Raw genomic sequence first — 14613 nt, forward strand, 5'->3', positions numbered from 1 at the left:
CCGGCACCTCCCGAGGAGCGGGACGTCACCCGGCCGTGGGCGCTCCCGACGTGGACGGACCGGTCGTCGGCGCGGTCGACGTGGGCGGAGGCGGGGGCGTGGTGGTGCTGCTGCTCTGACCCGGCGACGACGGCGACGTCGACGATGTCGGCGACGACGGCGCCCGGGACGTGGTGGGCGTGCCCGGCTGGACGGACGTCGCGGGGGTGGACGACCGGGGGGTGGTCACGGGTGCCGGCTCGTCGACCGGCACCGGTTCCTCCTCCGGGACCGGCGCCGACCCGCCGTCGGCCGCACCGGTGACCACCGGCCGGTCGGGTCCTCCGCCGTTCGAGGCGCGTCCCGTCGCGTACCGGACGACCACCGTGTCCCCGGCGGTGAGCGGTTGCCCGGCCGGCTCCACGCCGGTGACCCGATCCGGGTCGACGTCGTCGCGGTCCTCGCCGACCGGCTGGACGTCGAGCCCCAGCCGGGTCAGCTGCCGCACCACCTCGTCGACCGGCCGGCCGACGTACTGGGCGGCGTCGAGCACGATGCTGCCGCTGTCCCGCTGCTCGGCGGCCTCGGCGGGAGTGCCCCCGGTGTCGTCGGCCAGCGCCTGCAGCAGGGCGACCGCGATGCCGGCGCCGGCCGCGAGTGCGAGCAGCGGGAGCAGCACCATGGCCGCCCGGCTCCGCCGTGGGCGGGCCGGCGGACGGGCGACCGTCCCCGCCCCCGGGGTGACCGGACCGACCGCCCGGGGCGCGGGGGCGGCACCGGGCGCACGGACCGTCACGGTGGGCGGGAGGGGCGCCAGCGGGCGCCCGGCGCGGACGTCGTCGACGGCCGCCAGGAAGGCCGCCCCGTCCGGGAACCGGCTCGCCGCGTCCTTGACGAGGGCGCGGCCGATCAGCGCGCGGACCTCGGCCGGCAGCTCACCGGGCAGCGGCTCGGGGTCCTCGCGGACCTGCTTGAGCGCGAGGGTGACCGGGTTGTCGCCGGAGAACGCCGGCCGGCCGGCGAGGCACTCGTAGCCGATGAGCCCGAGGGCGTAGACGTCGCTGGCCGGCGTGGCCGGCCGGCCCTCCGCCTGCTCGGGGGAGAGGTACTGGGGGGTGCCGATCACCTGACCGGTCCGCGTGAGGGCGACGCTGCGGGCCGACCAGGCGATGCCGAAGTCGGTGATCTTCACGCTGCCGTCCGGAGCCACGAGGATGTTGCCCGGCTTGACGTCGCGGTGCACCATCCCGGCGGCGTGCGCCTCGCCGAGCCCGAACGCCACCTGGCCCATGAGCGAGAGCGTGGTCTCGGTGCCGAGAGCCCCGTCCCGGGCGACCAGCGCGGACAGCGGCTCGCCCTCGACCAGCTCCATGACGAGGTAGGCGAGCTTCTCCCCCGACCCGTCCTGCGCGCTCTCCTCGCCGTAGTCGAAGACCGCGGCGATGTTGGGGTGGCTCAGGGAGGCGGCGTGCTGGGCCTCGGCGCGGAACCGCGCGACGAAGGTGGGGTCGCCGGTGTACTCGCTGCGCAGCACCTTGACCGCGACCCAGCGGTGGAGGGCGTGGTCGTGGGCCCGCCAGACCTGGCCCATGCCGCCGGCCGCGATCAGCTCGTGCAGCTCGTAGCGGTCACCCAGGCACCGTCGTCCTGGTTCGACCAACGGTGGTCACTCCTTCGGCTGTCCGGCCCTGCTGCGGCAGGCCGCCACGGCGCCGCCCGGTGGGCCGCCCCGTACTGGTCCACCAGACCTCCGTGTCCCGTCCGGGGGCCTGTTACACATGCTGGCCGAGCACCGGAGGGGTACCGGTCGGTCCACGGGTGCGCTCCCGCTCACACCCCGGCGGGTCCGGCGCGCCGACTGCGCTGCGTGCACGGCCGGCCACGACGATCCGCCGCCGACGGGAGTGCGCCCCCACCGGTCCCGGGCGCCGCGGATCGCCGCCTCCTCGAGCCGGCGCCGCAGCGCCCGGGCGCCGGCCTGCGAGCCTCGGGGTCGGCTCGTCGGTCGCACGTCCACCGCCCGGCGACCCGCATGACAGGCTGGAGCGGCAGGGACCGGCCGAGACGAGCAGACGGGACGACGATGTCCGAGACCGTGACCAGGACCGACGACGGCGGGGTGGCCACCCTCACGCTGCTGCGCCCCGGCCTCTCCAGCGCGCTGCGCACCGATCTGCTGGCCGCCGTCACCGAGCTCGCCGCGGACGAGTCCGTGCGCGCCGTGCTGCTGACCGGTTCCGGCCGGGCCTTCTGCGTGGGGCAGGACCTCGCCGAGCACGTCGAGTCGCTGCGCGGGAACGCCGCGACGTCGCTGTCGGTGGTCGAGGACGAGTACAACCCGCTGATCCTGGCCCTGGCGGCGCTGCGGGTGCCGGTCGTCGTCGGCATCAACGGGGCCTGCGCCGGCGCCGGGCTGGGCATCGCGCTCTCCGGTGACCTCCGCGTGGCGGCGGCGGGGTCGAAGTTCACCACCGCCTTCGCCGGCGTCGGGCTGTCCAGCGACTCGGGACTGGCCTCCCGCCTGGTGCACTGCGTCGGCGGCTCCCGGGCGGCGCAGCTGCTGCTCCTCCCCGACCCGTTCTCCGCCGAGACCGCCGAGCAGTGGGGGCTGGTGCACCGCGTCGTCCCGGCCGACGAGGTCCACGACGAGGCGCGCGCCCTCGCCGCGCGGCTGGCCTCCGGCCCGACGGCCGCCTACCGGGCCATGAAGACGGTGCTGGCGACGGCGGCCACCGACCCGCTCGAGGAGACCCTCGCCCTCGAGGCCCGGTTGCAGACGCAGCTGGGCCGGACGGCCGACCACCTCGAGGCCGTGGAGGCGTTCCTCGCCAAGCGCGCACCCGACTTCACCGGTCACTGAGCGCGGCCGAGGCCGCACACGGCGAGAGCGACACGGGTGGGGCGGCCGCGGGACCCGGCCGCGTCCGGGCCGTCGGCTCCCGGATCGCGGGCCCCGGTGCGACGCTGCGGGCTCCGGGAAGGGAGACCATGGCCGATCGCGCATCCGCCGGCCCGCACGGCCCGACGACCCGTCGTCCCCAGGCGGTCCGGCCGCCGGCGACCCGGCCGGCCGGGCGCACACCGCCTCCCCGCCCGGGGGTGACGAGCGACCTGGCCCCGCCGGTCGCCCGCCCGCAGCCGCCCCGCCCGAGGGCCCTCCGCCTGTCGGCCGGCTTCTGGTTCGCCGCCTGCCTCGCCGGGGTGATCGCCCTGGTCGCCACCATGCTGGACGGGGACGCCCTGCGGGCCGACCTGACCGCGACGGCCACCGCCGACAACCCGTCGTCCTCACTCGCGACCATCGAGGACGGGGTCCGGATCACGATCCTCGTCGTGCTCGGCGCGGTGACGCTGCTCGTGGTGAGCACGCTCGTCTGGACGGTCCTCCTGCTGCGCCGCCGGTCATGGGCGCGCTGGGCGCTCCTGGTCACGGGCGTGCTGACGCTGTTCGCGGTGGACGTGGCGCAGAGCCTGGTCGCCGGGGGCGGACGGGTCGACCGGATCGCGTTCGTCGCCCAGGCGGGGCTGGTCGCCCTCGGTCTGATCACCCTCTGGGCCCGGTCCACCCGCACCTGGCTGCGCGCCCGGGAGACCTGAGCGCGGGCCGTCCAGTTCCGCCAGCACGGCCTCGCAGGAATGGACGACGACCGCGATCGCGTCCCGCGTAGCCCGCGGGGCCAGCGGGTCGGCGCCGCGGGCCTGCCACCGGGTGATGGTCTCGACCGCCACCGATCGGAGCTCCTGCTCCGACGCGTGGTCGACCAGGCCGAGCCGGGTGGCCGGTGACCCGCCATGGGCACCGAGCAGACGGCGGGCCTCGGTCCGCAGCTCCGCGGGCAGGACGCCGTCCTCCTCCGACGCCGCGACGAGCGCGAGCTCCACGGGCGCGTGCGCGGCCAGTCGCAGCCGCTCGAGCTCCCGCCACAGCGCGTCGTCGCCCGGGAGCGGAGTGGCCCGCAGCACCGCCTCCACGGTGCGGAGGGCCGCTTCGGCCGTGAGCAGCTCCGAACGCTCGGTGAAGCGCTCGGCGATGTGCGCCTGCAACTGCGCCAGGCCGCTCCGGTGGACGAGCTCCTCGGCCAGGGCACGGGCATCGGGCATCCCGGCCCGGACCAGGGCGATGGACAGCCGGACCCCGAACATGCCCAGGCGCTCGAGCAGCGCCGCCCGCACGGTCGCCGACACGGGCACGGGGGCCTGCGCGCGGCAGAACCGGTCGGCGCTCAGCAGCATCGACTCGACGTCGGCCGGCGGCGCGTGCGCCAGGCTGCGCAGCGCCACGAACTCGCCGTGCCGGAGCGTCCGCCCGGCCAGGGCCAGCAGGCCGGCCACCGGCAGCACGGCCGAGCTCACCGCCTGGACCGCCGGATCCCCGGACATGCGGTGCGCGACCTCGTCGGCGGCGTGCAGCGCGTCCAGCCGGCCGGAGCCGATCTCGTCGGCGCGCGACAGGACGGTGATCGTCGTCGCGGACGACCCGCCCGCGCCGGACCGGGACTGGAAGGCCGCGAGGAAGGACACGTCGTCGGGCTGCAGCTGCCGGGTGAGGTAGACGATCGCGTCGGCGCCGGGCATCCGGTCCTCCTCGTCGAGGAAGGCATGCGTGCGGGCGCTGGTGTCGACCGAGAGCGACGACGTCCCCGGGGTGTCGACGAGGGTCACCGGCTCCAGGTCCGGAGCGGGCCAGTCGACGACGAGCTGGTCCACCTCCTGCGGGGCGGCGCCGGCCAGGTCGAGCTCCAGGCCGCCCGCCACGCGGTGCACCGGCAGCCGGCGTGCCGTGCCGTCCGCGTCCAGCCGGGTCACCCGGGGCACGGCGCCGTGCCGGTAGGTGGTCACCACGCGCGTGCACTCACCGGCGTCCGTCGGGGCGACCCGGGCCCCGACCAGGGCGTTGAGCAGCGTGGACTTCCCGGCCTTCACCCGGCCGACCAGCGCGACCCGCAGCGGCCCGTCGAGGCGCTCCCGCCGGGCGCGCAGCCGGTCGGCCTCGGCCGGGCGCTCGGCGTAGAGCTCGATCGCCGCGTCGAGGAGGGCGCGCAGGCCCGTGGGAGGCGCTCCGGTGCCGGCTGCGCCCCCCGTCACCGCGACGTCACCTGCTGCCCGGAGGCCGCCCGGAGGGCGGGTCCGGACGGTGGCTCCGCCGGGACCGGGGCGGGGGGCGGGAGCAGGCGGTGGGCCTCGGCGGCCAGCCCGTCGAGCTGCTCCAGGCGCTGCCTGAGCACCCGCACCCGGGCGGTGCGCTCCGCGGTCGCGTCCTTGGCCGAGCGCTGGGCCGCCCGCAGGGAGTCGGCCAGCGTCTCCGACATCTGGTCCACGGTGTCGGTGATCAGGTCGCGGAGGGTGCGCTGGACCAGCCGCAGCCGGTCCTTGAGGTGCTTGCCCACCTGGAAGACGACCTCGTCCAGGTGGCGGCGCACGGCGGCCTTGGCCTCGGCCTGCCGGCGCTGCAGCCGCTGGGCCTTGTCGTCGTTGTAGGCCTTCCGCCCCAGCAGCACGCCGGCGGCCAGCGAGATGGGGTTGATCAGCGCCATGCCGGCGAGGCTGGTGACCAGGCCGGTCATCAGCACTCCGGTGTAGGAGCCCCGGACGCCGATCAGGAACCGCTCGCGCAGCTTGAGGTAGCCGTCGTCCACGCCCGGTACGTCGACGACGCCACCCAGGACCTCGGCGGCGTCACCGATGGACAGCTCGGGCAGCGTCGCCCCGCCGTCCCGGGCGAACTGCTCGGTGACCTGCGCGGCCAGGAACTCCGAGCGCTGCTCCGCCCAGACGAAGCTGTCCGCGACGGCGACCCCGACGCGCTGGTCCAGCCACTCGGCCAGCTGCGGCCACATCGGACCGGGGTCGCAGGCGTCGATCGCCTCCTCGGCCTCCCGGGTCACCACCCGCGAGCGGTCGCGGAGGTCGTAGTCGATGTCGGCCATCAGATCGGTGACGCCGTCACCGAGGACCTGCTGCCAGCGCGAGGAGCGGCGGCGGAGCTCGTCGACGGCGTCCCGGGCGGTCTCCAGCTCCTGCACCAGGGCGTCCTTCCCGGTGGGGTCCTCCAGGATGGCCAGCTCGCTGCGGACGGCCATCGACAGGTGCTCGGTGACGCCGGTCAGGTCGTGCACCAGGGACCGCTGCGCGAGCGTCTCCGCCTGCTGCACCACCTCCGTGCGGAGGTAGGTCGTCAGCGGCCCCAGGCCGGACTCCTCGTGCAGCTCCCGGTCGCGGTGCCGGACGGCGAGCAGCGCCAGCGAGGAGGACACCGGCAGCACCGGCGCGTCGATGCCCCGCGCCCGGAGGTGCGCCTGGTCGAGGTCGAGCACGGTGCGCCACCCGGACGTGACGTCGGTCTTGGTGAGGACGCACACCACGTTCGGGCACAGGGCGGCCGCCTGCTCCAGGAAGGCCATCTCGGGAGCGGTGAACTCCTGGGTGGCGTCGCTGACCACGACGACCGCGTCCGCGCTGGGCACCAGGTCCAGCGCGGCCAGCGACCGCACCGCGCCGACGCCGCCCAGCCCGGGGGTGTCGACGATCTCCAGGCCGCCGTCGAGGAGCCGCCGGGGCAGCTCGACCTCCGCCCGCAGGACCGGCCGGCCGGCCGGTGCGTTCCGGAGCTCCGCCATGCGGGCGACCAGCGAGCCCACGGGCACCTCGACCCGGTCGCCGGGCTCCTCGGTCGCCGGATCACCGCCGTCGGCTCCACGGGTGGCCGGGTGGACGAGGAAGGCCCGGGGCTCGGGACCCTGGCGCACCACCGTGGGCACCACCGTGGCGACGTCGTCCGCCACGGCGCAGACCGGCGCCCCGAGCAACCCGTTGACCAGGGAGCTCTTGCCCTTCTTGGGCTCTCCCACCACCAGGACGCGGACGCTGGGGCGCCGCGTGCGCTGCTGCACCAGCGCCAGGCGCCGCACCAGGTCGGGGCGCTCGCACTCCCCCGCCAGCCGGATGGCCCGGTCGATCAGTGACACCGACGGCACGCCCATGTGCCCTCCCCACGGTTGTGTGTCCGGTCTACCACCGGCTCCCGCCCGGGCGCAGCACGTCCCGGGGCCGGGCAACGCGGAGCCCGGCCCCGGGTCCGTGCGGTCCCGGGGCCGGGCTGGTCAGGCGCCGCTCAGAGAGGGGCCAGCGCGTCGTTGTTCTGCGTGTTGCCGGAGAGCAGGTCCACGTCGTTGTTCGAACCGTCGTCGTTGTAGGAGTCCTCGTTGAACGACTCCTCGAACTCGACCTCGACCTCGGTGTACTGGATCTCGGTGTGGTCGATGTCGGTCTCGATGTCGGTCTCGATGTCGGTCTCGATGTCGGTCTCGACGTCGCTGTCGACGACGGCGCCGGGGCTGTCCAGGACGACGTTGTTGTCCTTGACCTCCACCTCGTTGTCGACGACGGCGCCCTGGCTGTCGACGACGACGGTGTTGTCCTTGACGTCGAGGTCGAGGTCGTCACCGACGCTGCCGTCACCCGTCACGACATTGCCGCCGACCTCGCTGTCGACCACGGCGTCCCCGCCCTCGGTGAGGACGACGGTGTTGTCCTTGACCACGACCGCGGTGTTGTCGCCGTTCTGCACGTCTCCGCCACCGATGCTGCTGCCGTCGTCGGCGTAGTTGAGGGTGATGTCGTCGATCTCGACGTCGATCTCGGTGTCCTGGTCGTTGACCGTGCCGCCGTTGGACGCCACCTGGCTGTCGGTGATGTCGTTGTCGTTGACCGTGCCGCCGTTGAACGCGACCTGGCTGCCGGCCCCCGCCGTGACCGAGTTGTCCGTGTTGAACGAGTCCTTGATGTCCACGTCGACGTCCACGTCGGTGTTGCCGCTGTTGAGGTTGACGTCGCCACCGTCGGTGTCGATGTCGTCGCCCACGGCCAGGCCGTTGTCGCCCGCGACGACGTTGTCGTCACCGAAGATGAGCTGGGCGTCCCCGCCGACCCAGATCGCCTTCTCGATCTCGACGTCGACGTCGTTGTAGACGTAGTTGTTCTCGACGTACGTGGTCTCCACGTACTTCACGTGGCTGACGGCAGCGACCTCCTGGCCACCGGTGTGCCCGTGGTTGCCGCCGTGACCACCGTGGCCGCCGTGGCCGTAGTGGTCGTCCCGGTCGTGGTCGCGGTCGCCGCGGTCGCGGCCGCCGCGGTCGTCGTCGTCGCAGTCGTCGTCCCGGACGGGCTTGTAGCCGTGGTCGCGGTCGTCGTTCCGGCCGTGGTCCCGGCCGCCGCGGTCGTCGTCGTCGCAGTCGTCGTCACGGACGGGCTTGTGGTCGTCGTCGCGGTCGCGGTCCCGGCCGTGGTCCTTGTGGTCGCGGTCGTGGTCGCGGTCGTGGTCCCGGCCGTGGTCCTTGTGGTCCCGGTCGCCGTGGTCACGACCGCCGTAGCCCCGGCCGTCGGTGTCGCAGTCGTCGTCGTCCTTGCCGTGGTGCCGGCCGCCGTAGGCCATCGGGGAGGAGTCGGCCATCACCGGCATGAGGGCGTGCACGTCGGCCGGGCTGACGCCGTCCAGGCCGGCGTCGGCGAGGGCGCCTTCCGGGTCCTCCGCGAAGGCCTTCGCGGCCTCCGGGTCGCGGAACAGGTTGAGGATGAAGTCGAGCAGGGTGCTCGCAACGGTGGTCATGGTCGCTCCCGAGCGTTCGAGCCGTCCCAGGTGGCCGGCTGGCGGGAGCAGTCAACGACCGACGGGCACCTCCGCTCATCGGGGAGCACACCGCTTTTCGACGTCGCCGATTAGGGGATCCCCGGTGACCCACCGTTAGGGGCCCCCGGGGTGTCCCCCCGACTTGGGTCCGCGGAGCAACAATCGCCGGGCAGAAGTCCCACTTCCGGCATGTGTCCGGTTAGTTTCCGGCCCAGACCGGTCCGCTATCGCGGAGTCGTCCGGTCGGACGCGCAGGGGGATCTCGTGCACGACGGTGAGTACGGGCTGGGCATCGACATCGGGACCGGGGGAGTGGCCGCGGCGATCTGCCGGGCGGACGCGGACCCCGAGGTCCTTGCTCTCGACGACACGGCGCCACGGGTGCCGGTGGAGGTGGCGGCGGACGGCCGGGTCCGGTTCGCCGGACAGCCCTGGCCCGGGTCGGGCGCCCGCCCGTCCCCCGTCTCCTGGGCGCAGGTGGTGGACCGGATCGGCACCCCCACCCCGCTCCACCTCGGCGACGGGGACCGCCGTCCGGCCGTCGACGTGGCCGCCGCCGTGGTCCGTGCGGTGGTCGACCGCGCGTCCGCCCAGGAGGGGCGGCCCGCGGACAGCCTCGTCGTGGCCGTGCCCCCGTCCTGGGGATCGTTCCGCTGCGCGCTGCTGGCGGATGCGGTGGCCGCGGGAGGCCCCACCGACGTCGCGGTGGTCTCCGCCGCCCTGGCCGCGACGTACCAGCACATCGCCGACGGCGATCTCCGTCCGGACGCCACCACCGCGGTGTACGACCTGGGTGCCGGCACGCTGGACACCGCGGTGGTGGGCCCCACTCCCGAGGGGGAGCTCCACCACGTCGCCGTACCGCCCGCCCCGCTCCGGTGGGGCGGCACCGACGTCGACGACGCACTGCTGGCGCACGTGGGCCCGTGGATCTCCGGGGACGTCCCCGCCGGGACCGTGCGGGCGGCCGTCGTGGCGGTCAAGGAGCAGCTGTCCGTGGACACCGTCGCCGACGCGGATGCGCTCGCCGGGGGTGCGGTGCGGGTGACCCGGGACGAGCTCGAGGAGCTCGTCGACGACGACGTCCGACGGTCGGTGGCCACGCTCGCGGCGACGATCGCCGCCGCCGGGCTGACGGCCGGGGCCGTCGACGCGGTCGTCCTCGCGGGTGGGGCGGCCCGCATGCCGCTGGTCGGCGAGCAGCTGTCCGCGGTGCTCGACCGGCCGCTCGTGGTGGCCGTCGACCCCGAGCTCACGGTCGCCGCCGGCGCCGCGCGGCTCGCGGCGGTCGGCTCCCGGCCGGACGAGGAGCCGCAGCCGGTGGCGGTGCCGCAGGACCCGCCGACCGCCGCTCCCCGGCCGGCGCGGAGGGGACCGGAGGCCGGTGCCGCGCGGGGGGCGCGCCCGCCGGCCGGGCCGGGAACGGCACGGCCGCCGGCCCGCGCCGGAACGCGCGACACCGGCCGGCGGGTCGCGCGCGCGCTCCTGGTGACCGGGATGTTCCTCGGTCTGCTGCTGCTCGGCCCCTCGCTGGCCGCCCTCCTGTCCCCGGAGCCCGGCCCCGCCGGCCCGCCCGAGCAGGCCGCCGAGGCCGCCGAGGCGGTCGAAACCGTCGAGGTGGCCGAGGAGCCCGCCCGGCCCGGGCCGAGCGGCCGCCAGCCCGCGCCGCCGCGGACGGGGACCGCCTTCGACGGTGCCGACGTCCGGGTCGCGGCGCAGGGCCGGCCCGCGGCCCCTTCCTCCGTCGCCCGGGCGACCACCTCCGCCCGGGCCGCCGAGCGGGCCGCCGTCCGGGCGGCATCCGCCGGCACCACCGCGGCTCCGGGCACCACGGCCGCCCGCACGGCCGCGGCCGCCACCACCGCCGCCACCACGCCGGCCGGGACGCCGACCGCCGCCCCGTCGACCACCACTCCGCCGACCACCGCCGCCCCCGCCCCCACGACGTCGACGCCTCCGCCGGCATCGACGCCACCGTCGTCCACGCCGCCTGCCCCGTCGCCGACCCCGACGCCGACCCCGGACCCCGAGCCGACGCCGGCACCCCCGCCCGCGCCGGAGCCCGCTCCCGAACCGGAGCCCGCACCGCCGCCCGCGCCCGAGCCGGCTCCCGAACCGGAACCCGCGCCGGCACCGCAGCCCGAGCCGCAGCCCGAACCGCAGCCCGAGCCCACGGCAGGCCCGGCGCCGACCGACGCCGGCAGCACCGAGGGCGAGGCCACCCCGTGATCGACGTGCTGGTCAGGGAGGGGCTGCGCAGCGCACCGCCGGCACCGTCGGAGCAGGGGGGCCAGGACCCCGCGCCCCAGCCCGGGAGCGTCGTGGTGCAGGGACCGGGCGGCACCGGGAAGACCGTGCTGCTGAACGAGATCGCGAACGGCTACCGGCGCTCCGGGCTCACCGTGATCGACGGGCACAGTGACGCGCACAACGTCTGCTGGTCCCCCGAGACCGGCGCCGGGTTCGCCGTCGTCCTGGACGACGGCGAACGCGTCACCGACGAGACCGCCGACCGGGTGGGCCGGCTGCTGCGCCTCTCCGGCTGCTCGCTGGCGATCGCGTTCCGGCCCGTCCCCCGTCCGCGGGCACTGCGCCGGCTGCTGGACGAGCTGGGCAGCAACCGCCGCACCGTGGTCCTCGGCCACGCCGACCGACAGCTGGTGCACGGGTGGGCGCGGGACCAGCTCGGCGCCGCGGTCCCCCCGGCGCTCGTGGACGCCGTCCTGCACCAGACCGGCGGCCTGCCCGCACTGGTCCACCCCATGCTGCGCGGCCTGGCCCGCACGGCCGCCGGCAGCCGGCCCGACAGCGCCGGCACCGGCCCCGCGGCGCTGGACCCGCGAACCGTGCCCGGCCCCGTGGTCGAGCTGGTGCGGGACGTCGTGGTCGGGCTGGAGGAGGAGACACGCCTCCTGCTGCACTGCGTCGCGGCCGGGGCGCCGCTCGACGAGGACATCCTGGCCGACCTGCTGGAGCTGCCGTCCGGACGGCTGGGGCCCGTGCTCACGGAGGCGAGGGCGACGGGCCTGCTCCTCGGCAGCGGGGCCGTCGTCCCCCTCGTGCGGACGGCGCTGCTCGACCTGACGCCGGCCGACCTGACCCGGTCCGTCCGGCGCCGCCTCCTGGGGCTGCTGGTCGAGCGTGGCGACGAGCCGCTCGAGCTGGCGCGCGCGCTGGCGAGGGGCCGGGTGCGCGACGCCCGCGCGGCGGAGCTGCTGGTGCGGCACGGCAGCAGGGCGCTGACCGCCGATCCCGTCCTCGCCGAGGCACTGCTCGGCGAGGCGGTGGCCACCGGGGCGCCGGCCGGTGGGCTGGCCGCGCGCCGCGCCCTCGCCGCTGCCCTCCGCGGTGGCTTCGACGACGCCCTGCAGTGGGTGGACGCGGTCATGACCGACGAGACGGTCCCGGACCGACCGCGCGCAGCGAGCGTGGCGGCCGCCGTGCTCGCCCGGCGCGGGCTGCTGTCCCGCAGCGCGGAGCTCTACCGCCTCGCCGGTGCCCAGCACGCCGGCTCGCGGGCGCTGGCCCTCCTGGCGACCGGCGAGGTGGAGGAGGCCGCCGCGATCCTGGGGGCGTCCGCGCAGGGGGACGGCGGCAGCTGCCCGAGCATCCTCACCGGCTGCGAGGAGCTGATGGCCCGGGGTGTCCTGCAGTCGCTGCGGTCGGGCCCGGACGCCTGCGCCGACATCGCCGCCGCGCTCTCGACCCTGACCCGCGCGAGCACGCTGCTGGAGCCGATCGGCCGCACGGCCCTGCTGATGGACACCCCGGCCGCCCTGGCCGCCCTCGTCGCCCTGCACAGCGGGGAGCTCGGGGTGGCCGAGGCGGGGCTCCGGCGGGCGGTCGCCGCGGACGTCGGCGGCGCTCCCGACCGTGCCCGCCACCTCTTGCTGCTGGCCTGGGTGGACATGCTCCGCGGCCGGGTGGCGCAGGCACGGGACAACGCGCGGCGCGCGCAGGCAGCGGCCCCGTCGGCGATGGAGCCGCGGGACGAGCTGGTGCTGCACGCCCTGGAGGTCGGCCTCGCCCGGCGCACGGGGGACGGTCCGGCGCTGCTCGCGGCCTGGACGCGCGCCCGGGAGGCGCTGCTGCGGTATCCGATCGACCTGTTCACGCTGCTGCCGCTCGGCGAGCTGATGATCGCCGGGGTCCGGCTCGCCGACAGCGAGCGGATCGCGCCGAACGTGGCGCAGGCGCAGGCGATCCTGGCCCGCGCGGGGGATCCGCAGCTGTGGGCCACGCCGCTGCACTGGAGCGGCGCCCAGGCGGCGATCATGGCCGACGACCCGGCAGCCCTCCGTCCGCACGCGGCCGCGCTGCTGGCGGCCGCCCGCACGAGCCCGTACGCCGCCGTCCTGGCGCGCGCCGGCCGGTGCTGGCTGCGCGTCCTGACCGGGGACATCGATGCGCCGACGGTCGAGAGCACCGCGCAGGAGCTGGCGGCCGTGGGGTTGTCCTGGGACGGATCCCGGCTGGCCGGGCAGGCGGCGGCGCGCACCGTCGATCCCCGCGCCCGGACGGCACTGCTGTCCTGCGCCCGCGCCCTGACCGAGGCCTCGGGCGACGTCGCGCCCTGCCCGGTGCCCCCCACGGCGGAGGGCGGGACCCCCGTGCCGACGGGTGGCCGGCTCAGCGACCGGGAGCGGGAGGTGGCCGAGCTGGTCCTGGCCGGGCAGACCTACCGGGAGATCGGCGCGCGCCTGTTCATCTCGGCCAAGACGGTGGAGCACCACGTCTCGCGGATGCGCCAGCGGCTCGGCGCGAGCAACCGTTCCGATCTCCTGGCCCGGCTGCGCGCCGAGCTGGCTCCGGAGGAGTGAGCACCTCCGGGACGAGTGCACCTGCCGTCGGGGCGAGCTCCCCCACCCGGCGACAGGGCGTCTATAGGGGCCGTCAGCGGCCCCGCTGCAGGGTCCCGCCGCCGGCTCCGTCCCGAGGCTCGCCCCGAGCTTGCGAGGGGTGAGGAGGACGGGGTCCTTCCACGGTGGGGGGCAGCGGGGTCCTTCAACAGCGGGAGAGCAGGGCGCAGGCCGGGCAGACGTCACGCGCGGCGACGGGCCACGCGTCCTCGGTCGACACCCGGGCCAGCGAACCGCACAGCGTGAGCTCGCAGGCGCCGTCCACCTCCGCCGGGGGCCGGTGCACCTCCACGGCGTGCCACAGCGCGGCGGTCGGCCCGTGGGCGCGACTGCGGGCGGCGACGAAGAGGGTCGTCTGCAGCATCATGCGGAGAACGTCGGCAGAGGAGGTTCCCGGGGTTACGGGTGCCCGGCCCGCACTCCCCCGGAGGGGTGAGGACGGCCGGCCAGCGGTGGCCCGGGCCGCAGGGCAGGATGCGGTGCATGGAGCTGACAAAGCACGGCCACGCCTGCGTGGCCCTCAGCGAGGGCGGGCGCAGCGTCGTCATCGATCCCGGCGCGTTCACCGATCCTGCGGCCCTCAGCGGCGCCGGGGCGGTGCTCGTCACCCACGAGCACCCCGACCACTTCGAACCCGGGCGGCTGCGGGCGGCGCTGGACGCCGACCCGGCCCTGGAGGTCTGGACCAACGCGTCCGTGGCGGCGAAGCTCGAGGGGCTCGGTACGCGGGTGCACGTCGTGGGTCACGGGGACGCCGTGACGGTGGCCGGCTTCGACGTCCGGGTCCACGGGGAGCTGCACGCGGAGATCCACCCCGACATCCCGCGGATCGCGAACATCGGCTTCCTCGTCGGGGGGCAGGTCTTCCATCCGGGTGACGCCCTGACCGTGCCGGACGAGCCGGTGCCGACCCTGCTGGTGCCGCTGCACGCACCGTGGTCGCGCACCGCCGACGTCATCGACTACGTCCGGGCCGTGCACGCCGACCAGGCGTTCGCGGTGCACGACGGGCTGCTCAACGACACCGGCCTCACGGTGGTCGGCGGACTGCTGGGCGAGCGCGGGCCCGGCACCGGCACGCCCTTCAGCCGGCTGGCCCCGGGGGACACGGCCGAGCTCTGAGGCCCGCCCGCGTCCCCCGGGGAA

The 14613-nt window shown here is 76.2% G+C and carries 9 protein-coding genes; 4 read left to right on the forward strand and 5 right to left on the reverse strand.

The window, feature by feature from the left end; genetic code table 11:
- Positions 1-25 precede the first annotated feature (25 nt).
- Complete coding sequence (locus BM142_RS11820) at positions 26-1639, reverse strand: serine/threonine-protein kinase (RefSeq protein ID WP_092198540.1); 1614 nt, start codon at positions 1637-1639, stop codon at positions 26-28.
- A 435-nt stretch (positions 1640-2074) separates the two neighbouring features.
- Here BM142_RS11820 and BM142_RS11825 point away from each other — a divergent pair, with 435 nt between their 5' ends.
- Positions 2075-2839, forward strand: coding sequence for an enoyl-CoA hydratase/isomerase family protein (locus BM142_RS11825; protein ID WP_254790827.1), 765 nt, complete (start codon positions 2075-2077; stop codon positions 2837-2839).
- A gap of 542 nt (positions 2840-3381) precedes the next feature.
- On the opposite strand, the gene BM142_RS11830 is transcribed toward BM142_RS11825, so the two are convergent.
- From BM142_RS11830 to BM142_RS24550, 3 genes are all read right to left on the reverse strand, one after another.
- Positions 3382-5064, reverse strand: coding sequence for a dynamin family protein (locus BM142_RS11830; protein ID WP_092198546.1), 1683 nt, complete (start codon positions 5062-5064; stop codon positions 3382-3384).
- Positions 5061-6959, reverse strand: a complete 1899-nt coding sequence (locus tag BM142_RS11835) for a dynamin family protein (RefSeq protein ID WP_092198549.1) — start codon at positions 6957-6959, stop codon at positions 5061-5063. Before BM142_RS11835 ends, BM142_RS11830 begins: the two co-directional genes overlap by 4 nt.
- 131 nt (positions 6960-7090) lie before the next feature.
- Positions 7091-8587 carry an IniB N-terminal domain-containing protein gene (locus tag BM142_RS24550; protein ID WP_175527248.1) on the reverse strand — a complete coding sequence of 499 codons (1497 nt, stop codon included), beginning with the start codon at positions 8585-8587 and terminating at the stop codon, positions 7091-7093.
- A 285-nt stretch (positions 8588-8872) separates the two neighbouring features.
- Between BM142_RS24550 and BM142_RS11850 the strand changes: the two genes are divergently transcribed.
- Together BM142_RS11850 and BM142_RS25175 are read left to right on the forward strand one after the other, a co-directional pair.
- Positions 8873-10837 (forward strand): Hsp70 family protein, encoded by a 1965-nt coding sequence (locus BM142_RS11850; protein ID WP_175527249.1) that lies wholly within the window; start codon positions 8873-8875, stop codon positions 10835-10837.
- Positions 10834-13428: a helix-turn-helix transcriptional regulator gene (locus BM142_RS25175; protein ID WP_092198558.1), complete on the forward strand. Its 2595-nt coding sequence runs from the start codon at positions 10834-10836 to the stop codon at positions 13426-13428. The genes BM142_RS11850 and BM142_RS25175 overlap by 4 nt, the downstream gene beginning before the upstream one ends.
- A gap of 184 nt (positions 13429-13612) precedes the next feature.
- Here BM142_RS25175 and BM142_RS11860 read toward each other — a convergent pair whose 3' ends face one another.
- A complete protein-coding gene (locus BM142_RS11860) occupies positions 13613-13834 on the reverse strand; it encodes a hypothetical protein (protein WP_092198561.1) in 222 nt (73 codons plus the stop codon).
- Between the two features lie 116 nt (positions 13835-13950).
- Between BM142_RS11860 and BM142_RS11865 the strand changes: the two genes are divergently transcribed.
- Positions 13951-14589, forward strand: a complete 639-nt coding sequence (locus BM142_RS11865) for an MBL fold metallo-hydrolase (protein WP_092198564.1) — start codon at positions 13951-13953, stop codon at positions 14587-14589.
- Positions 14590-14613: the final 24 nt, after the last annotated feature.

This window comes from Blastococcus tunisiensis, from assembly GCF_900112815.1.
GTDB lineage: Bacteria > Actinomycetota > Actinomycetes > Mycobacteriales > Geodermatophilaceae > Blastococcus_B > Blastococcus_B tunisiensis.